This window comes from Vibrio sp. 1F263 (genome assembly GCF_041439035.1).
Classification (GTDB): Bacteria; Pseudomonadota; Gammaproteobacteria; order Enterobacterales; family Vibrionaceae; genus Vibrio; species Vibrio tasmaniensis_A.
This window is the reverse complement of sequence record NZ_JBGONI010000030.1, coordinates 39,363-59,292: the sequence shown is the minus strand read 5'-3', so window position 1 is coordinate 59,292 and position 19,930 is coordinate 39,363. Positions and strand designations below refer to the sequence as shown.

Genomic DNA, 19,930 nt, shown 5'->3' with positions numbered 1-19,930 from the left:
AATTAGATAATTCTGAAAGTGTCAGTATGTCGACACAGTCTCAAGCTCTACAAAGATACATTAAAGAATCGTGCCAAGAACCCAGGTTCTTGCATATCTTTCTGCACACCCGTACCTGAGTACTGAATTCGTGCATTCGAAACACGGTTCGAAGCAATGGTATTCTCAAAGTCGATATCATCAGGGCGGATGGTGCCACTTAAGCGAATGTACTCATCACCCGTATTCAACGTCATCCACTTTTCACCACGAACCACTAGGTTGCCATTAGCTAATACTTCAATAACTTCAACCGTAATGTAACCGCTGATGCTGTTACTTTGGTTAGCTGATGCATCTCCAGCAAAGGTGTTGGTGTTACTCAGATCGTAAGAAAAGTTGTATTTGCCAAGTTCTAGGTTTTCACCGCCTACAGCTAACGGTTCCATCGATGCATCGTTCGATTTAGACATATCTGCATTAGCTTTTTTAGTCGCTCGCGTATTCTCATCTAACGCAACTGTAATAATGTCACCAATACCGCGAGGTTTTGAGTCGTCATACATGCTACCAATGTGGTTAGCATTGAACAGTGAGCCTGTTGCTGCCGCATAATGCTCTTGTTTTTTCTTCGGGTTAATTGGCGCCCATGCAGGATCACCAGCAATAGGGTCCGTTCTATCTCGAAGTGTGTCGATAATACCAGAGCTTTCCTGGGCCGACTTGTCGCCTTCTACAGCATCAACCACTGTGGTTGCGTTCTCTTGCGCCGGAGTTTCAATTGGCTCCAGTGTGGTACAGCCCGTCATAGATAAAAACAGAGCTAAACAAACAATACGTTTCATGGCGATGTACTCTCAGCAGACAATAGTAAATAGAACGATTAAAAGAAATAAGTAAACAGCGAATTAACCAGCTACAGCTGTTGGTTAACGAAGCTCATCATCTTATCTACCGCCGAGATAACTTTTGAGTTCATTTCGTATACACGTTGAGCTTCGATCATGTTAACCAATTCTTCAGTTACGTTTACATTGGATGCTTCAAGCATAGACTGACGAACATTACCTAAGCCGTTCAACCCCGGAACACCCTCTTGCGGGTCACCACTTGCACCTGTAGGCAAGTAAAGGTTTTGGCCAATGGGCTCTAAACCACCTGGGTTTACGAAATCAGTAATGGTGATTTGGCCAACCACGACGTTGTTTTGCTGACCACGTAGACGAACCGACACCTCACCATCGTTACCAACCGTTACCGAGATCGCGTCTTCAGGAATAACGATTTCGGGTTGTAGGGCATAACCTTGACCCGATGTTACGATCGCACCGTCACCGTTCAATGTGAACTGACCATTACGGCTGTAACCTGTTTCACCGTCTGGCATCTCAACTTGGAAGAAACCGTCGCCTTCAATCATCATATCTAGACTATTCGACGTTGTTTGTGCGTTACCGTGAGTGTGCACCTTTTGAGTTGCAACTACCTTAGAACCAGCACCCAACATCAAACCACTTGGCAACTCAGTATTCTGAGACGATTGGCCACCTGGTTGGTTAATATTCTGATAGAACAAATCTTCAAACACCGCACGGCTCTTTTTAAAACCAATGGTTGAGGCGTTGGCAAGGTTGTTTGAAATTGTTGAAATATTGGTTTGTTGGGCGTCTAAACCGGTTTTACTTACCCATAATGCTGGATGCATAGCAATTTCCTTAAAATTCTATTAGCTCATACGAAGCAGTGAATCAGACGACTTGTCCATTTCCTCTGCTGTGCTCATCATCTTGACCTGCATTTCAAACTGACGTTGTAAGTCAATTAAGCTGGTCATTTCACCTACGGCATTTACGTTACTGCCTTCGATAGCACCTTTAAGCAACGTTACCGCTGCATCTGCTTCGTATGCCTGATCTGGGTTTTTCGAACGGAAGAGGCCATTCGTATCTTTAAACAAGCTTTGGTTATCTGGACGCACAAGCTTGATACGATCAACTACGGCTAATTCTTCAGCTGGAGCGCCTTGAGGAATCACCGAAATCGTACCATCTGTACCAATTTCTACTTTACTGATTGGGATTGGGAGCGTGATTGGTGCGTCGTTTTCACCAAGCACTAAATGGCCACTTGCGTTGGTAAGCAAACCGTTTTGGTCAACCCTTAGGTTACCGTTACGGGTTAAACCTTCACGGCCAGTATTGTCCATTACTGAAATCCAACCATCACCTTGAATGGTGACATCGAGATCTCGGCCAGTAGTAACCACACTACCCTGAGCGAAATTATGACCCGGACGCTCTGTCATGCTGAAAACACGAGTAGGCATGCCTTCGCCATACGCTTGCATTGAACGTGCCTGTGCTAAATCAGCACGGAAACCCGTTGTACTTACGTTGGCGAGGTTGTTTGAACGCAGCTGCAAAGCCTGCATATTTTGCTTAGCGCCACTCATGGCAAGAAACAGTGCGCGATCCATAATTTTGCTCCAAAAAATCATTTTCTGGAACTAATAAAGCAAACACTATGCCAATATTTTTAACTGTTATTTATCAAAAACTTAAATGAAAAAACAACAAAAAAGACTGATCGCAAAGGATCATTGAGGAAGAATTGTTGCCAGAGGCATTACCGGGCGGCAATAGGGGCGGCAAATAGACAAGCAAGCAGCCATACGTAATTCACCAACAATACCCAATTCAATAACATTGAATTGGGTATTCGCAGATGATTCAAACGCTCGAAACGATTAACGAATCTGAAGAATATTCTGTTGTAGTTGGTTGTGTACTTCTAGAGAACGAGAGTTCGCTTGGAAGTTACGTTGAGCAGAAATCAAATCAACCAATTCTTGAGTCATATCGATATTCGACTGCTCTAGTGAGCCATTGTTGATACTACCAAATGAACCTTTATTTGATTCACCCCAGATTTTATCACCTGAAGCCTTAGTAGAATCCCATTGAGTGCCGCCTTTCTTATCTAGACCATGCTCATTAGGTACACGAACTAAACCTACGCGGCCTAGTATCACATTTTCACCGTTTGAGTAACTGCCTAGAACACTGCCGTACTCATCAAAATCGATTTTCGTTAAGAAACCAGTTGTCGCGCCATCTTCATCAAACCTAGACAGTTCGAATGGAGCGGCAAACTGAGTTGAAGAATCCAGACCAAAGTTAAGTACCTGTGTCGGATCTGCACCGTTCAAATCAACTGCGTTCTCACCAGCGCCGATTGGATCAGATAGAATTGGCTGACCACTGTTAAGGCTTGCTAAGGTACCGTCATTGTTGAATTTCATGGTGTGACCAACATGACCTGCTGAATTCGTCGCGTCGCCACCAGTAATGTTTACCGGCTTCTCGCCCGTTTCATCTGACATGGTGTAGTACGTTTGCCAAGTATTCGGTTGAGTCTGATCTTTTAGGTAGTAAGTCGTTAACTTGTAAGACTGTCCCATAGAATCGTAGACCGTCGAAGACGTTGCACGGTTATAGGTATCTGGATCTTTGAAATCAAATGTTGCCGGGTCTTTAAGATCACCGTTCGCAGGAAGGTTAACCCCTACTTCAATGTTTTCTGTCTGTTTAGGCTTACCAAACTCAGCTGGAATGTCGAGAGGCTTTGGTGCATAAGAAAGAACTTCACCCGAGTTTGGATCGACATCATAACCTAAAAGAAACTCATCATTGGCCGTAACCATGTAGTTGTCTTTGTTTAGGTGAAATGCACCATTACGCGTTAGTTCATTGATCTCTGGCACCATACGGTCTTTCGATACTGCAAAGAAACCTGTACCACTTACACGCAAGTCCATTGGGTTATTCGTATAGATACTTGAACCTTCATGGAACTGTTGTGCCACTTGGCTAGCTTGCGCACCGCCTCCTGGCGTCGTTTTTGCGTTAGTGAACAACGAGCTTGAGTAAACATCCCCGAACTCCGCACGAGACTCTTTAAAGCCAAATGTGTTTGCGTTCGCAATGTTGTTACTGGTTGTATTCAGGTCTAACTGTGCAGCGGATAGACCGCTTAAAGATACATATGACATTCCAATATTCTCCTAATCTAGCTAGCATAATCACTCTAAAAAGAGCTACGCTTTACCAACTTCTAGTACTTCAGCAAGTCGTACTGGCGATGTAAAACCAGCCAGATTGAGTAGTACGTTGCCATCGCCTTTACCAAGAAGCACACTGTTCACGTTCGCATAACTCGACACTTGGAACTCTGTGTTCTCACCTTCCAATAAACCCGACGCTTTCACGTTGTATTTACCGGCCGGCAATGGATTACCGTCTTCGTCTTTTCCGTCCCACTCAACACGCGTGTCACCCGATGGTTTTGAGCCGATATCAAAAGTGCGAACCAATTGGCCAACTTCATTCTCAACACGGACCATTACATTGTCCATTGCCTGAGGAAGCTTAACCATTGACGCCATACCGCCATCACCTTGTTTCACACCTGCCGCTCCAGGAACCAATACATCGCGGCCAACCAAAGAAGATGCCTGCAGTGCTTGGTTAGAGGTCATTGATGAATTCAAGCTTTCAAACTGTGTATTCATTTTGCCAATGCCATCTACGGTCGCAAATGAAGCCATTTGCGCAATCATCTGGTCATTGCTAACCGGCTTAAAAGGGTCTTGTTGTGCAAGTTGCTTAGTCAACAACGATAAGAAGTCATCTTGTTTAAGATCTTGCTTACCTGTCGTTTCATCGGGCTTCTTAGCACCATCTTGAAGACTCTTCAGCTGGTCAACATAGGACAAGCCGCTTTGACCAACATTGTTGATTCCAGCCATTTGCTACCTCCTTATCCTTATTGACCCATCTGCAGCGTACGCAGCAGCATTTGTTTACTCGAGTCAGCAACCTGTACGTTTGTTTGATACGCACGTGATGCTGAAATCATGTTAGCCATTTCTTCCATAACGTTAACGTTAGGCTTATAGATGTAGCCTTCGTTGTTCGCTAACGGGTGATCTGGGTTGTACTCCGCATTCAGCGGTTTATCGCTTTCTACGATACCTAATACTTTTACTGGCACAGTGTGACCACTATTACGTGCCTGATTTAACTCAGCGCCAAACACTGCGTGGCGAGCCTTGTAAGTGTCTTTAGCAGAGCTACTTACACTGTCTGCGTTAGCAAGGTTACTTGAGGTAGTATTTAGACGAACAGATTCAGCACTCATCGCAGAACCAGTCACATTGAATACATTAAATAAGCTCATCTAGTTATTCCCCTTTTATCGCTTTAGTTAAATTCTTGAACTTACTTCCTAAGAAGTCGAGAGAGGCTTGATGCCTAATTTGGTTTTGCATGAAAAGATTTCGTTCCAAATCCAAATCAACCGTATTGCCATCTCCAGTATCAGGTTGCGTAGGAATTCGATACTTCGTTTCCCCATTCACCGTTGTTGAGGCAGAAATATGCCGACCGTCTGTTCGGCTAAGACCAATGCTTGCCCCAGAACTTGCCGCCTGCAGTGATTTATTAAAGTCTAATCCCTTTGCTTTATACCCAGGCGTGTTAGCTTGCGCGATATTGGTGGAAAGCACCTCAGCGTTACGCTCACGTACACCAACTGTGTGCTGGTGAATGCCTAAAGCATTGTCAAAAGAAATAGCCATGTAAACCTCAACTCAAGAACTGACTGTTATGAAATAACCTAAGCAATATATATACCAACTTTAAAAAAAGTGGCCGACCATTACTTTTACAGGTTACTCGTGGGTAAACCTGCAATATACAAGCCAACAAATAGAGTAAATTGGAATGTCACTCTGACTTAAAGATATAGATTAAATTAGAAAAAGAAAACCCAGCACTTGGCTGGGTTTTAAATTTGGACAGTAATATTGCACCTTAAAGTGGTGACACCAATTACTTTAATTTGTAGATGATGCCTGGATTACAGCGAACCATTTCAAAACGATCTGTTAAGCCTGTTAACGATTCAGACGCACCCAATAACAGGTAACCACCAGGATTCAGGCTATTTGCCATCTGGTTAAGTACTTTTGACTTCATATCTGGAGAGAAATAAATCAACACGTTACGACAAAATATAATGTCGAATTTGCCTAACAGTGCATAACTCTCCATCAAGTTCTGAGGACGGAAGTTTACCATTCGCTTAACGTTGTCTTTCACTTTCATACGACCATCGCCAGCATCTTCAAAGAAAGTGCGACGGCGCTCAGGAGAAAGTCCTCGGCCCAAGGCAAGGTTGTCATAAGCGCCGGTGCGGCACATATCCAACATACTTGCTGAAATATCAGTAGCGGTAATCGATACATTTGGCAACATACCCGGCTTACGTGCTTGGGTCTCAAGTATCGTCATAGCCATTGAGTATGGTTCTTGGCCTGAAGAGCTTGCCGCAGACCAAATCTTGATAGGACGTTTATTTGCCGCTATTTCCGGTAGAAGTTTATCCGCTAGTACAGCAAACGGATAAGTATCTCGGAACCAAAGTGTCTCGTTAGTCGTCATAGCATCCACTGCCGCCACTCTCAACTCACGGTTTCGACCTGTCACTACATCTCTTAGCAAATCAGACAATGAAGCTACATTAAACTTCGTTACTAATGGGCTTAGACGACTACGCACTAAATACTGCTTACTGTCACCTAATACAATGCCACATTGAGATTCTAAGAAACGGCTGAAATCGCGATACTCTTGATCACTTATTGTTATAGCAGTCATTAATGTCTCTTTTAGTTAGTTAACGCAGCTTTAACCGCGCCACCAAGCTCATCAGGATTGAATTTCGCGATGAAGGAGTTAGCCCCTACACGCTCAACCATGGCTTGGTTAAATACACCACTCAATGATGAGTGCAAAATTACGTATAAATCTTTTAGTTCTGCGTGACGACGAATCTCAGCAGTCAGCGTGTATCCATCCATTTCAGGCATTTCGATATCTGAAATCACCAATGAAATTTGATCGTAAATACTGCCTTCCGATGCCATTTTCATCAGAGTCTCATAGGCTTCTTTACCATCTTTAACAGCAATGACCTCAAAACCAATAGATTCTATAGCACGTTGAACCTGCTTACGAGCAACCGTCGAGTCATCAGCAATCAAGATTCGGCGAACCAATTCTTTCTCTTGTTCAACTTCTGCAATTTCCTCTGCGATTCTGCTATCCATGGTCTCATCAACAGGTGAGATCTCAGCAAGGATCTTTTCAACATCCAGAATTTCAACCAATTCATTATCGATGTTGGTTACCGCTGTTAGGTAATTATCTTTACCTGAACCATCTGGTGGTGGAAGAATAGCTTCCCAGTGCATATTAACAATTCTATCTACAGAGCTTACGAGGAATGCTTGGATAGTACGGTTAAATTCAGCAATCACCACAAAGCACTTATCGATATCAGATGTAGGACGTCCGCCTACCGCTAGGCTCAAATCAATGACAGAAACTGTCTGACCACGAATATGAGCCACACCTTTTACGAGATGATGTAAATTTGGCATTAAAGTCAGACGAGGGCATTGTAAAACCTCTTTCACTTTAAATACATTAATACCGTAACGCTGACGCCCCATTAGGCGAAAGGTTAGTAATTCTAATCGGTTTTGACCGACGAGTTGCGTACGCTGATTCACTGAATCAAGAATACCCGTCATGAGCTCATCTCCATATCAAACTTTTTGGATAGAAAGTGTTAGTCTACTGTAGGCTACGAACCACTAGAGAAATAAAATGACATATCATAAAGCAAACATATATCTTTTTTCTATAGCTATGTATAGGACTATTTTTAAAACTGTCGCTAAGTTTATCGGCATTCTAACAATATTGTTTAGTTTTTTTACACACGCGGCAACGCCGGAACAAATTGACATGATCCAATCAGCGGCTGAGCAACACATCCTTGACTCGGTGGAGCAACCGCGAGGCGGTGAACTTTTTGTTAATTCCGCTAATGTAGACTCTAGAATCAAAGCCACAAATTGTCCTATCCCCCTCGAGACTAGTGCCTCAACAACAACCAACACCCGTAGCAGCATTACTGTTTTAGTTCGTTGTGTTCCTGATGAATGGCGTGTTTACGTGCCAGTGCGCCTTTCAATGTCAGTACCACTTGTCACAACGACTCGCTCACTGGCGAGAGGCGAAATTGTCGGTCAATACGACGTCACGACTGCGATGATTTCTCTCAACAAATTTCGTCGCCAAGGCTTTACCACTCCACAACAAGTCATCGGAGCTAAGGTAAAAAAGAACCTTAGACCCGGTGATGTTGTCGAAAGAGGCGATATTTGTGTCGTATGCCGAAATGAGAAGGTTATCATACAGGCAGTAAAAGGTGGCATGACCATCACCACCAAAGGTACTGCACTTACCGATGGCTCAATGGGTGATCAAGTTAGAGTGAAAAATGACAAATCACAGCGTATAATCGAAGGTATTGTTACCAGCATGTCTGAAGTCACGGTTTACTTTTAACACTTCACTTTAAAGTGTCGGTATCGTTAGCGCTTTTATTCTCAACTCTAACATCCAATTATAACGGTTGAGGTGTTTGGTTCGTTTTCGACTATTGAGCTAAAAATTGCTAAAGTATTCTCACCCATGGTCGATATTGACTGTACAGGTTCCCATTTTGAAGAAAAAGGCTTAACTATGGCAGGTATTGATAATATTCGTTCAGGGCAAACCCTAGCGAGCACTAACCGATCAGCAGTGCGCTCTGATTCTAAGTCTGAGGCATCAAGATCTGATGCATCACCTAAATCACCCGCAAGCAAAGATGCGGTTTCACTAAGCCAACAAGGCAAGGCGATTGGTCAACTCCATCAAGAGATGGCAGCACAACCAAGTTTCGATTCAGTGAAAGTCGCGGCAATAAAAGAAGCGATCGCAAATGGTTCATACACTGTTGATCCAGAAAAATTGGCCGACAACATGATGAAATTTGAAAACGAATTAAAAGGTCTTTAAGCAAACATTAGCTTTTAAATAAAGTTATTATCTTAAAGTACACGAGGTTATTAGTAGGTTACATTATGGCGGCACTAGCAGATTTAGTTAATTTCCAACTTCAGAATGCCAAAGCCTTATCTGAATTGTTGAGTTCAGAGAAAATCGCTATTACAAGCCGACAATCAAGCGATATTGAGCGAATAGCCAAAGAGAAAGAGGTTCTTGTTGAACAACTAAGATCAACCGATCAACGAATCGCTGCCCATACTAATATATCTGAACTGACCGAGAACCCTGAACTTGCTCAGTTAGTCGCAACCATCAAATCCATAGTGCACGACTGCCATCAAGCGAACCTAGTAAATGGCGAAGCCTTGAATCGAGCACACCTTAGCTTCAAAAAACTCAGCAATATGATGCAGCAAAGTCACGGTAAAATTGGCATGACCTACAATGCCGGAGGCCAAACGCATACAATTTCTACGCTAGGAACCAACGTTAAAGCCTAGTAGGTAAACCACCTCCCTCTCATATCTGTATCTGTATCTGTATCTGTATCTCAGCCAACCCTTCTCGTTACACTAGTCAAATCTCCCACTAAACCTGTGAATGTACTCCCCAAGCCGATAAACAAAAAAGCGGCAAGTACTTTAATACTTGCCGCTTTCTTATTCATAGCCGTTACTGGTTGTCGTTACGCCATCTGGAAAGCGAATAGCAGCCAATATAACAGGAGAAACCTATAACTAGACGACCCTTAAACTAGAACAACGTTTGTTGTCTCTTCTCAGGCACTGGCTGAACTTCGCCATAATTACGCAGTTGTTCCATTTTTTGGATATCTAACCGCAGTTCAGTCACATAGCTGTCGCCAACAGGGTAACTGCGCACCACTTCGGCACCACGGATAACACCATCAACCGCACCTGAAGTTCTCTCAGTACCAAGACGCTGATCTTCAAGCTCAGCTCGACCACTCACGCGCATACCATACACTTGCTCAGCAAGTTCACGATACGCATCAATTTTAGAGGCTCTCATTGCTCGAATACGTTTCTCTTCGTCATTACGACCTTTCTGCTCGCTGACACTCGCGTAGCCAACCGCAACCAAAAAGTCATTAGGTCTCATGCTTTGTAATGGTTGGCAGCCGACAAGCAATAAAGCGGCAACAACAAATATTAACTTCTTCATCACGAACTCCTAAGGGCGAAGAATAACAGTATGAGGCTGACTGATCGTTGGATCAGAACGAATAATAACCCCATCTTGAGTTCGAATACTGTTCAGAGTATCTAAGTCACGACCAATACGGTCTGCAGGTAAAAAGCCTTGTGCGGAAGCAACAACGATGCGAGTTTGCATTCCGACAACACGAGCATTCACTAGAACACCGCCTTCTTGACGAAGCATAGTTCCAGTCAAAACATACTGGACGTCTTGCTCTTGGGCTAAGTCTTTCCAATCGCGGCTAATAGCAAAATCCCCCTGGTGGGTCACTTGGATAGAGCCGGTGGTTTTAAAATCAACCACTTTAAAACCTCGACGCTGAAACTGATGAATGAAACCTTCTGATACCGAGTTTCCTAACCAACTGGTTGTGTCCATGTGTTGCAGATCGACAAACGAGGTAATGGCAATGGGTGTTCTGGCTGAAATACTCGTATTCGACAAGATCAAATCTTCGGTCATGCTTTCCACGAAAAAATCCATGGTATGACGCGGGCTGTCCATCAACATAAACGGACTGCCTGAATACTCAGATTTACCGTTATAGATTGGCGAATAAGCGCATGATGTCATTAACATGACACTCATTACTACGAGCCATTTTTTCATTCTCTTATCTCCAGATATATTTAGTGCTTGCTATTCCAATATGTTCTCGCCATGACTCTTTTCAATGGATTACAATGTTGGAACAATCTTTGCTTTTCATTAATGGTTCAGATTATGAAAAACGCACTTGAGTCAGCTTTAAGCTTATAGATATTTGTTAAGCAATATTTATACCCAACTGGTAACGAATAGATGAAAAAAATAATTTATTACTTATTTTCAATAAGTTTACTGACAACCATCAGCTTCAGTACTCATGCCTCTTGGTATGAAGTTACCGGTACTGCAACCATCGTATCGTCAGAGGATGCGGCAAGGGTTCATGCCCTAGAGGATGCCGTTTACAAAGCCATACAGTTCTCTGGCGCTGACATCGGCAGTATTGCAAACCTCACCCCCTACTTAGATGCAAAAAAGAAAGAATTTCAATTTACCAATCATGAAGTGCGCTACATCTTAGTAGAAAAAGAGAAGAAACGCGGTGGCAATATAATGGTCACTGCAAGGGTAGACATCTACCCTTCGGCAAGTGCTTGCCATGAAAGCCAATATAAGAAGACGTTTTTGGTCGGTAATATTGATGTAAGCTCTCCACAACAAGCTGTGATGGGCCGAATCTATAACATTGGTGATGATTTTGGCCATGTCGTTAACCGACAACTGGCGCAAGAATCTCGCAGTTTTGTCTCTGTTGGTACAACAAATTACGACATAGACAAGCGTCGACCGGAAGTGATCAAAATGATCGCACAAGATACGGGGGCACAGTACATCATAGGTGGTGACATCACCGACTTAACCGCAACCATTGAATCGAAGCTTTTGAAAGACGACATTATCAATCGCCAATTTGCGTTAGAAATGCAGGTATTCGATGGTAAAACAGGTCATCAGGTTTACAACCGAAGCTATCGTGAAGTAGCAAAATGGCCATTTGCGAAGACCAGTGAAATCGACACCCGCAGTGCTCGTTTCTGGGCATCAACCTATGGCAGCATGATGCTTCGTGTCAGTCGTAATATTATGTTGGATTTAGAATCGGAAGTATCTTGTAAAATCACGCTTCCTGAAGTTGCTGCTGTGTTTGGGAATATGGTGACCATTGATTTAGGCCGAATACACGGTGTAGAACAAGGCGACAAACTTCAGCTTTGGCACACAGGTTCATTTATCGACCAAAGAGGCTTGCCACGCAATAAGGTCTCTCAAAGCGATATCACCCTGACGGTTTCTCGCGTTTATGAAAACGAAGCTGAACTCACCATTGATCAACCAAGCCTTGCGGGAAGCATTCAAATTGGTGATGTAATGCAGAAAATCATGTAGTTAGCAGCACCATCAACTCATGTTTTCTAATAAAGCCTTAGCAAAAGTACTAAGGCTTTATTTTTTTCATGAGGATTAGTTTCGGTTTCGCGGTATTTGTCGTAACCTTACTAATAACATAATCATCATTTAGCAAACTATGAGCCAGAATAATCTAATTGGTGCTACCGGTTACCGCTTTATCTCGAAAGGTAAGACCGCTTTTAAGATCCACATTCATACACCCGACGATACGGTATTACATCGTTCAGTTGGCTTTGTTCGTATGGGGGAAGACAAAGCACTCAAGAAAACCATCAAATTAAGAGATGAGCTAGGTAGACAGCTTTGGGGCAAGTTTTGGCCAAAGGTCCTCAAAGAACCCTATCTCATGACACGTCTGCCTCATAGTTTAGAGCCTAAAATTGTATTTAAGCCTAATCCAACGCAGAGTGACCCTGAACATCGCGACGAGTGCTACATAGCGAAATGGCGTGTTTTCTCTGAGAATGGTGATTACAAATACAGAACGAAAGTATGTTCTATACGGAAACACGGTCGACTCGCAGCCTACAGCCAAACCAAACGAGCACTGCTTGAAGCTCACAAAGATGTGATTGAGCTGCTTATCTTTATGGGACGATTGAACAGCATTGATCTGAAGTAGTATCAACCTCGATAACTTCGTTAGAAACTTTGGATTCTGACGTACTGGAGTTGGTACTCGAGCTGAGAGGCTGATTATCAGATACAAAAACAGCCGCGCATTGCGGCTGTTTTGATTTATGGCTAACCATAGTGACCATTTAGCATGCTATTACATACTAAATAGACCATCTAGCTTCGGCATATCTCTGCCAGCGTCTTCAATCGACGTTTTGACTCGTTTACATAGGGGTTGCTTTGATCCCATGCGTAGCCCGCCAAAATCGAACATACCATTTGCTTTATCTTCGGGTTTGGTTCTTGATAGAAAATCACATCCTGAAGAGCCCCCGAGTACCACCCTTCAACATACGTTCTAAAAGTATTTACCCCAATCATCAATGGTTCAGCGTATTCACGATCCCAGTCGACTTTCTCGCCATTGAGTTGTTTTTCCACACACTCAACCACAAACTGAGCCGACTTCATCGCAATAGTCACTCCCGATGAAAATACAGGGTCAAGAAATTCCCCTGCATTACCCAGTAATGCATACTTATCGGTTGCAAGATGTTTAACGTTGACAGAATAGCCACCAATTTCGCCTGCAGGATTTGGATACTCCGCATTTGCCAAAATCTCGGCCAAGCCCGACTCTTCTGTTGCCAGTTGCTTAATCGCCGAAATTTTGTCTTCTGGGTATGATTCAAAGAATTTAGGTTCCCCTACCACACCGAATGAAGAGACTCCGTTACTGAAGGGAATCAACCAATACCAAACATCAGGATTGTTTGGATGTACCGAGACCAAAATTTTACTGCGATCGTATTCAAGATCAGTATCCGTTGCTGAGATATGATCATTAATATGTGTGAAGATAGCTTTGCGCGGAGGAAATCGTGATGGCTCTTCTAAATCGAGCATCTTGGGTAACACTCGACCAAAACCACTACCATCCAGGACGTATTGAGCCTCTAACTGATAACGCTCTCCACCCTGTATTTGTACATCTAGTATAGTACGGTCTTCAGCGAAGTTAATGCCTATCAGTTCATGTTGGTAATCAATAGTAACACCCTGCGCTTCAGCACAGTCTGCCATTACCTTATCAAAAGTACCTCGTTGAACCTGAAACGTCGTTCCCGGCCCAGAAGAGAACTTATCTTCAAAATTAAACGCCGTATAAACACCATTTTTACGAAAAGCCGCGCCATCTTTAAATTGGAAGTTAGCATTAGCCACAGCTTCGCTCATGCCCGCTTGTTCGATCACTTCCATGCACGCTGGTAACAGGCTTTCACCAATAGAAAAACGGGGGAAAAGGCTTTTTTCAATCACTCGAACATCGATGCCTTTTTTATGAAGCAAAGACGCCGCAATAGACCCTGATGGGCCAGCTCCGATGATCACTACTTGAGTTGACAGTTTTTTCATTAATTTAAGCCATGTTTACCATGATTATTTCGCGCTAGCTTTCAGCTCCAGAAGCGTATGCCCAAGACCGATATCGTCGGTACGAGTCACCACATCAAAGCCAGCCTCTTCCACTATCTCTAGGAAATCTTCACTGCGGTAAAAGCGGCTGTTGCCGTTGGCCAAGCAAGTGAAGTAGAGAGACGTCGCATTTAAGCTATAAGAAGCCGCATCGTATTTCTGTGCATCCCAAAACAGTTCAAGGATATAAACAGTCGCGTCTTCTGACATATGAGAGCGAACACGCTTTAATATGCTAAGAATTTCCATTGGCGAGAAACAATCAAGGAACTGACTCATCCACCACACATCCGTACCTGTCGGCAGCGCTTGCTGTTTATCAAGCATGTTAGCGGGGAATGGAGTCACTCGGTCTTGATGACCGTGCTGTGTTGCGTTTGCCATTGCCATTTCTAATTGCTGCGGCAAATCGACTATCGTCACCTCGACATCAGAGTCGTAGTTACAACATTGCATTGCCCACTTACCTGTATTACCGCCAATATCCACCAGCGATTTAGGCTTCTTACTGAAAACTTTCTCAAGCAACACGGGGAACGAACGATCTGAGTAGAAATGATCAAACTTAAACCAGCTCTCTTTTGCTTTTTCTGGTAATTGAGACAAACCTTGATAAATCGTTTCCCAATCACCCAGCTCTTTCAGGCCTGCAGGTGTACCTTCTTCTATTGCTTCGGTTAAATGCATCATCGCGGCATAACAAACATCAGCCGTGAAATCCATATTTGCGTTGGTCATGCCATCATGCAATAGATAAAAACCTAGGTTAGCCATTTTATAATGAGGCTTATCCCAAGTAACGATGTGAGCACTCAACGCCATATCAAGCAGAACTTTGACACCGTATTCGGATACACCCGTTGCTTGAGAAATAGTTTCAGCGGGTAAACCATCATTGCCCGCGTCATCTAACGCTTTCAAAATACCTAAATCACGAAGTGTACGAGCTGTATGAAAAACAATAGGAGCAAAAGACAATTTTTGCGCTTCTGTTTTTGCTTCTAATGCGTTAAATGGATCTAATTTATATTCCGACACGAAAAACCTAACTTTAAAATAATAGAGAGCTACATAGCAGCCATTTGTGCAAGCTTGCGTTTAATATCAACGTTCAAGTTATTAACCCAACGGTTGTAATTACGGTGTATTTCACCATCGTCGTACTTCAAATTCTCTGATTCGACGTAAAGAATAGAGTAAAACTTATCATTATATGGAATATCAACCACAGCATGATGTGAACGGACATACAGTTCAGCACGGATTAGGCCTGGCTTAATTTCTGAAACCAACCAACCTCGGTTCTCAGCAGACTCATAAATCGCTGATTTCACCTGTTTACTTTGAAGATTCAAAGCAACTGGAGTATCCTCAACATTCATTACAGGTTGGACACGTCCACAGCCTGCAAGAACGAGTATAAATAACATTGAAACGGCTATTTTTAGTAATTTCATTTAAACTCCTTACCCGTGTTTATTTATAAGCATGCATAGTATTAGTTAGACCCAAAGTAAATCAATACTCTATGTCAAATCAATCCCAATTAATGTCGTTTAATATTGAAAAATGGTCAGCAAATTCGCCAGGCCTCTATTCCGTTGCCGAGTGGCAAACGTGGAGCACTCATTTAGATTGGCCACAAAATGGCTCAACCGAATTTAAAGCCATCCCTCCTATGATGCGCCGCCGAATGAGCCTGCAAAGCAAACTGGCCGTCCAAACCGCATTAACTCTATTAAAAGATACCTCGATTGATTATCTGGTTTTTGCCAGTCGGCATGGTGAGCTCCACCGAACAGCCACTTTAATTCAATCAATATTAGAAGGTGACGACGCCTCTCCAATGGCGTTTTCCCAATCGGTACACAACACCGCTGCAGGTCTAACAACGATTGCTGCAAAAGCACCGATTCCACTGACCTCTATCGCTGCTGGGCAAGATACCTTTCACAACGCCCTGATTGAAGCTTATCTTTACCTACATCAGTATCCGTCACATCGCGTACTCGTCATTGACTTCGACCAACCTCTGCCTGATGTATATCGAGAATACGAAAATCAGCACTATGCTGACTACGCTCTAGGTTTAGTACTCACGGCAGGCAGTGACTACTCGGTTTCGAGAGCAGTAACAAGTAAACCAATCGCTAGCCCCCCCAAAGTTAGAGACAGCTCAGCCGCTGATTTACCGCAAGGCCTACAAACGCTACAACATATCCTATTGGGAACACAGCATTGGACTATTGCTGGTAAGCACCAAAACTGGTCCTGGGTCAATAACGCCCAAGCAGGTGCACAGAAATGAGCAAAGTAGGCCAATGTTGGCGAGTATTCGCGACGGGGCTCTGCTTTACCATCTTTGGTTTGGGAGGCTTAGTCTTAAGCTTCTTAATCTTACCTTCGATCGCCCTAACGACTCGCAACGTCATAGAAAGAGAGCTCAAAGCACAACGATTAATCCGTTTCTCATTCAATGCATTCTGCCAAATAATGAAGTTCACAGGCGCGATTGATTACCAAATTGATGGCGCCGAACTGCTCCGCGAAGATCGCAACTGCATCATTGTCGCCAATCACCCTAGCTTGATTGACTATGTACTGATCGCCTCTCAACTTCCTCAATGTGATTGTCTTGTTAAAGCGGCAATATGGGAAAACCCGTTTATGAAGAGGATTGTCAAAGCAGCGGGATACATACCCAACCAAACCCCTGACGATCTTTTAGAACGCTGTGAAGAACGCTTTTCGCGTGGAAATGTATTGTTAGTTTTCCCTGAAGGAACTCGCACAACGCCAGGAATTGAACCATCCTTACAACGTGGTGCGGCACAAATTGCCACTCGAACACAAACCGACTTACGCGTGATTCATATTACAGTTTCTCCGACATTCTTAACAAAAGAGAAAAAATGGTATCAAGTTCCTGCCACTAAACCCTTTTTTCATATCGCAGTGAAAGGTAAAATAGACGTCGCACCCTTTATTGAGAATTCAAACAACTTAACTTCGGCAGCAAGGCGCCTCAATCAACACCTTGCACAGACTATTTTTCCTTCCGAAGAGAATATTTAGCTCATCAATAAAACAACTGGTGATATCAGCGTTTCGAAAATACATCACATAATGTAGAATCGCCCCCCTTGAAGTAGCATTTAGATAAAGTACTAAGTAGGCCTAAGTGGAAACATTACACAACGAACTAAAACAACTGATTATCGACGCACTGAATCTTGAAGATATGAGCATTGATGAAATTGAAACGGAAGCACCACTGTTTGGTGATGGACTTGGATTAGATTCTATCGATGCCCTTGAGCTCGGCCTTGCTATCAAGAAAAAGTACAACATTGTTATCGATGCCGACGATTCAAACACTCGCCAGCATTTTGCATCGGTTGAAAACCTAGCTAACTACATTTCATCTAAAACAAACAACTAGACAGATCTTTATGACACAAGCTAACCAACAAGAAGTATTCAACCAGGTTAAAGATGCGCTTATCGAGCTGTTTGAGCTTGATGCTGAAGATATCACTCCAGAAGCACACCTTTATCTCGACCTCGATCTCGACAGCATTGATGCCGTTGATTTGGTCGTTCACTTACAGAACGTTACAGGTAAGAAGATCAAGCCTGAAGAGTTCAAAGCAGTACGCACCGTTAATGACGTTGTCGAGTCTGTGGTTGAACTATTGAAGGACGCATAATGCGTCCTCTGCTGACTTTACTGTCGGCAATCATACTTTTCACTTATCCAATAGCGGTTTACTTTGGACTCAACAAGTTTGGCCTACAAACCGTTGGTATCGTCTTAGCCGCTATTTTTGCTGTCCGCATTTTCACCGGTGGTCAGGCTAAAATCAAAGAGCTAAAACACCTAGCTTGGATTAGCGGAAGTGCCGGAATTGTTCTGCTGGCATTAGGGTTAACCTTCAAACAGCACGGCTGGCTAACTTATTACCCCGTCATCGTTAATGTTTGTATGCTGGTTGTGTTCGCCTCGAGCCTATGGCAACCGCAAACGATTATCGAGCGGCTTGCTCGCCTCCAAGAGCCAGAACTTCCACAAAGTGGCGTTGATTACACACGAACAGTCACCAAAGTTTGGTGTCTGTTCTTTGTTATCAATGGCTCTATCGCCCTTTACACCTGCTTCCAACCTCTTGAAATATGGACCCTATACAATGGCTTACTCAGCTATGTATTTGCGGGGTTGCTCTTTGCAGGAGAGTGGGTAGTAAGACAGCGCATTCGTCAGAGTTAAATTGTTATGACACAAACCATCTCTTACACTTCCTTGTCTGAACTTCTTAGTCAGAACAGATCGCCTGATTCTATTGTCTGCTTTGACGACAATAGCGAGATTTCGTGGCAAACATTTAACGACGACTTATCTCAACTCGTACAGCTTTTATCTTCATCCCCTTTTCAACGAGTTGCGATTTGCACCCAAGACAGCTACCTATTTTCAGTGGCCTTTTTAGCGTGCGCAGCCAGCAACAAACACATCATCTTGCCAGGTAACTATCAACCGTGTGCGCTTGCCGAGCTGAGTGAGCATTTTGACTGTCTGTTGGTCGATGATGCGATTGGTGCAGTGGAAATAAATGAAGTTCGCAATATCCAAACCTTATTAGACACCGAAATACGAGAACCTCTAACCGATAATCTTCCCGCCATTGAGTTAGCAGCAATCCAATTGACCCTGTTTACTTCAGGTTCAAGCGGTACGCCGAAGGCAATCAATAAAACACTAGAACACCTAGATATTGAAATCGCTCAGCTAGATAAAAACTGGGGCGCCTTGCTTAAAGACAACCAAATCCACAGCACCGTATCACACCAACATATCTATGGTCTGTTGTTTCGAATCTTATGGCCACTTTGTTCTGGAGTTCCATTTTCTCGAAACAATCTCGAATACCCGGAACAGATCCTGTCTCACGCTAACAAGCAGAGCGTGTTGATCAGCAGCCCTGCGCTACTCAAACGATTAAAACACGAGACAAAGTCTACGCATCTAGCGGGGGTGTTCTCTTCTGGTGGCCCTTTACCTACCGAGTCGGCTCATCAATCACGAGATCTGCTTGGGCATTTACCTATCGAGGTGTTTGGCAGCACAGAAACCGGCGGCATCGCGTTTCGTCAGCAACAGAGCGTTCAAACACCTTGGCAGCTTTTTGACTGTATTAAGGCTAGTCTTAATAGTGAGAATTGCATTAAGTTATTGTCGCCGTACATCGACAAAAACAACTGGTATCAAACCGCAGATGAGTGCGAAATGGTCTCAGAGAATCAATTTATATTGAAAGGCCGAACCGACCGAGTGATCAAGATAGAAGAAAAACGAGTATCACTGGTTGAAGTTGAAAAGCGACTGGAGCAACTACCTTGGATAAGCGAGTGTGTGGTCATTCCCTTTGAAGAGCCTGAACGCTTAATTTTAGCATCGGTTTTGGTATTATCAGAGGAAGGCCAAGTGACTCTCGCAACCATGAGTAAAGGTAAATTCTGGTTAATGTTACGTTCAGAACTCAGAAAATGGTTAGAGCCAATCGCTATTCCAAGAAAGTATCGTGTTGTTGATGAGATCCCCCTCAACAGCCAAGGCAAGCGACTAACCTCTCACATAGAGCAGCTCGTCAAATCATAAAAATCACTGGTCGCATTTTATACTGAGATTATCTTTTATATTTTTGTCAGAAGAC

Annotated in this window: 25 protein-coding genes; 11 read left to right on the top strand and 14 right to left on the bottom strand. The window is 43.4% G+C overall.

From position 1 onward, the window contains the following. Positions 1–47: 47 nt before the first annotated feature. From flgH to ACED25_RS17225, 9 genes are all read right to left on the bottom strand, one after another. The gene (gene flgH / locus ACED25_RS17265; RefSeq protein WP_135445487.1) at positions 48–824 is read right to left on the bottom strand and encodes a flagellar basal body L-ring protein FlgH; all 777 of its coding nucleotides are present in this window, start codon (positions 822–824) and stop codon (positions 48–50) included. A gap of 71 nt (positions 825–895) precedes the next feature. Then, positions 896–1,684, bottom strand: a complete 789-nt coding sequence (flgG, locus tag ACED25_RS17260) for a flagellar basal-body rod protein FlgG (protein ID WP_017103996.1) — start codon at positions 1,682–1,684, stop codon at positions 896–898. A gap of 21 nt (positions 1,685–1,705) precedes the next feature. After that, positions 1,706–2,455, bottom strand: coding sequence for a flagellar basal-body rod protein FlgF (flgF, locus tag ACED25_RS17255; RefSeq protein ID WP_009848571.1), 750 nt, complete (start codon positions 2,453–2,455; stop codon positions 1,706–1,708). A gap of 270 nt (positions 2,456–2,725) precedes the next feature. Then, positions 2,726–4,030, bottom strand: coding sequence for a flagellar hook protein FlgE (flgE, locus tag ACED25_RS17250; RefSeq protein WP_017100669.1), 1,305 nt, complete (start codon positions 4,028–4,030; stop codon positions 2,726–2,728). A 45-nt stretch (positions 4,031–4,075) separates the two neighbouring features. After that, positions 4,076–4,786, bottom strand: coding sequence for a flagellar hook assembly protein FlgD (gene flgD, locus ACED25_RS17245; RefSeq protein ID WP_009848573.1), 711 nt, complete (start codon positions 4,784–4,786; stop codon positions 4,076–4,078). Positions 4,787–4,803: 17 nt separating this feature from the next. Further along, the gene (gene flgC / locus ACED25_RS17240) at positions 4,804–5,217 is read right to left on the bottom strand and encodes a flagellar basal body rod protein FlgC (RefSeq protein ID WP_009848574.1); all 414 of its coding nucleotides are present in this window, start codon (positions 5,215–5,217) and stop codon (positions 4,804–4,806) included. A 4-nt stretch (positions 5,218–5,221) separates the two neighbouring features. Further along, on the bottom strand, positions 5,222–5,617 hold the full coding sequence (gene flgB, locus ACED25_RS17235) for a flagellar basal body rod protein FlgB (RefSeq protein ID WP_009848575.1): 396 nt from the start codon (positions 5,615–5,617) through the stop codon (positions 5,222–5,224). 253 nt (positions 5,618–5,870) lie between these two features. Beyond that, the gene (locus ACED25_RS17230) at positions 5,871–6,698 is read right to left on the bottom strand and encodes a protein-glutamate O-methyltransferase (RefSeq protein WP_009848576.1); all 828 of its coding nucleotides are present in this window, start codon (positions 6,696–6,698) and stop codon (positions 5,871–5,873) included. A gap of 11 nt (positions 6,699–6,709) precedes the next feature. Continuing rightward, the gene (locus tag ACED25_RS17225; protein WP_009848577.1) at positions 6,710–7,636 is read right to left on the bottom strand and encodes a chemotaxis protein CheV; all 927 of its coding nucleotides are present in this window, start codon (positions 7,634–7,636) and stop codon (positions 6,710–6,712) included. 76 nt (positions 7,637–7,712) lie between these two features. Between ACED25_RS17225 and flgA the strand changes: the two genes are divergently transcribed. The 3 genes from flgA to ACED25_RS17210 all read left to right on the top strand — a co-directional run bounded on the left by flgA (position 7,713) and on the right by ACED25_RS17210 (position 9,445). After that, complete coding sequence (flgA, locus tag ACED25_RS17220; RefSeq protein WP_122046946.1) at positions 7,713–8,459, top strand: flagellar basal body P-ring formation chaperone FlgA; 747 nt, start codon at positions 7,713–7,715, stop codon at positions 8,457–8,459. Positions 8,460–8,636: 177 nt separating this feature from the next. Further along, positions 8,637–8,954 carry a flagellar biosynthesis anti-sigma factor FlgM gene (gene flgM / locus ACED25_RS17215; RefSeq protein WP_065678650.1) on the top strand — a complete coding sequence of 106 codons (318 nt, stop codon included), beginning with the start codon at positions 8,637–8,639 and terminating at the stop codon, positions 8,952–8,954. Between the two features lie 65 nt (positions 8,955–9,019). Then, the gene (locus ACED25_RS17210; protein ID WP_371695756.1) at positions 9,020–9,445 is read left to right on the top strand and encodes a flagella synthesis protein FlgN; all 426 of its coding nucleotides are present in this window, start codon (positions 9,020–9,022) and stop codon (positions 9,443–9,445) included. 253 nt (positions 9,446–9,698) lie between these two features. Here ACED25_RS17210 and flgP read toward each other — a convergent pair whose 3' ends face one another. Next, positions 9,699–10,130 carry a flagellar assembly lipoprotein FlgP gene (gene flgP, locus ACED25_RS17205; RefSeq protein WP_012603423.1) on the bottom strand — a complete coding sequence of 144 codons (432 nt, stop codon included), beginning with the start codon at positions 10,128–10,130 and terminating at the stop codon, positions 9,699–9,701. Between the two features lie 9 nt (positions 10,131–10,139). Beyond that, complete coding sequence (locus ACED25_RS17200) at positions 10,140–10,775, bottom strand: FlgO family outer membrane protein (RefSeq protein WP_012603422.1); 636 nt, start codon at positions 10,773–10,775, stop codon at positions 10,140–10,142. A 192-nt stretch (positions 10,776–10,967) separates the two neighbouring features. Here ACED25_RS17200 and ACED25_RS17195 point away from each other — a divergent pair, with 192 nt between their 5' ends. Continuing rightward, positions 10,968–12,101, top strand: a complete 1,134-nt coding sequence (locus ACED25_RS17195) for a flagellar assembly protein FlgT (RefSeq protein ID WP_371695754.1) — start codon at positions 10,968–10,970, stop codon at positions 12,099–12,101. 139 nt (positions 12,102–12,240) lie between these two features. Then, entirely contained in the window at positions 12,241–12,747 is a 507-nt protein-coding gene (locus ACED25_RS17190; RefSeq protein ID WP_009848584.1) for a hypothetical protein, read from the top strand. 170 nt (positions 12,748–12,917) lie between these two features. Here the strand turns inward: ACED25_RS17190 and ACED25_RS17185 are convergent, their stop codons facing one another. The 3 genes from ACED25_RS17185 to ACED25_RS17175 are packed head-to-tail and all read right to left on the bottom strand — an operon-like array spanning position 12,918 to position 15,676. After that, positions 12,918–14,159: an NAD(P)/FAD-dependent oxidoreductase gene (locus tag ACED25_RS17185; RefSeq protein ID WP_371695753.1), complete on the bottom strand. Its 1,242-nt coding sequence runs from the start codon at positions 14,157–14,159 to the stop codon at positions 12,918–12,920. Between the two features lie 24 nt (positions 14,160–14,183). Further along, entirely contained in the window at positions 14,184–15,257 is a 1,074-nt protein-coding gene (locus ACED25_RS17180; protein ID WP_009848586.1) for a methyltransferase, read from the bottom strand. 29 nt (positions 15,258–15,286) lie between these two features. After that, positions 15,287–15,676, bottom strand: coding sequence for a hypothetical protein (locus ACED25_RS17175; RefSeq protein ID WP_017103990.1), 390 nt, complete (start codon positions 15,674–15,676; stop codon positions 15,287–15,289). Between the two features lie 71 nt (positions 15,677–15,747). Between ACED25_RS17175 and ACED25_RS17170 the strand changes: the two genes are divergently transcribed. The 6 genes from ACED25_RS17170 (at position 15,748) to ACED25_RS17145 (ending at position 19,875) form a co-directional block, all read left to right on the top strand. Beyond that, positions 15,748–16,527 carry a beta-ketoacyl synthase chain length factor gene (locus tag ACED25_RS17170; protein ID WP_206208283.1) on the top strand — a complete coding sequence of 260 codons (780 nt, stop codon included), beginning with the start codon at positions 15,748–15,750 and terminating at the stop codon, positions 16,525–16,527. Further along, positions 16,524–17,294, top strand: a complete 771-nt coding sequence (locus ACED25_RS17165) for a 1-acyl-sn-glycerol-3-phosphate acyltransferase (RefSeq protein WP_012603417.1) — start codon at positions 16,524–16,526, stop codon at positions 17,292–17,294. Before ACED25_RS17170 ends, ACED25_RS17165 begins: the two co-directional genes overlap by 4 nt. A 106-nt stretch (positions 17,295–17,400) precedes the next feature. Further along, the gene (locus tag ACED25_RS17160; protein WP_009848590.1) at positions 17,401–17,661 is read left to right on the top strand and encodes a phosphopantetheine-binding protein; all 261 of its coding nucleotides are present in this window, start codon (positions 17,401–17,403) and stop codon (positions 17,659–17,661) included. A gap of 10 nt (positions 17,662–17,671) precedes the next feature. After that, positions 17,672–17,929 (top strand): acyl carrier protein, encoded by a 258-nt coding sequence (locus tag ACED25_RS17155; RefSeq protein ID WP_009848591.1) that lies wholly within the window; start codon positions 17,672–17,674, stop codon positions 17,927–17,929. Continuing rightward, positions 17,929–18,486 (top strand): septation protein IspZ, encoded by a 558-nt coding sequence (locus ACED25_RS17150; RefSeq protein WP_012603416.1) that lies wholly within the window; start codon positions 17,929–17,931, stop codon positions 18,484–18,486. The genes ACED25_RS17155 and ACED25_RS17150 overlap by 1 nt, the downstream gene beginning before the upstream one ends. Positions 18,487–18,492: 6 nt before the next feature. After that, the gene (locus ACED25_RS17145; protein WP_017099156.1) at positions 18,493–19,875 is read left to right on the top strand and encodes an AMP-binding protein; all 1,383 of its coding nucleotides are present in this window, start codon (positions 18,493–18,495) and stop codon (positions 19,873–19,875) included. Positions 19,876–19,930 lie beyond the last annotated feature (55 nt).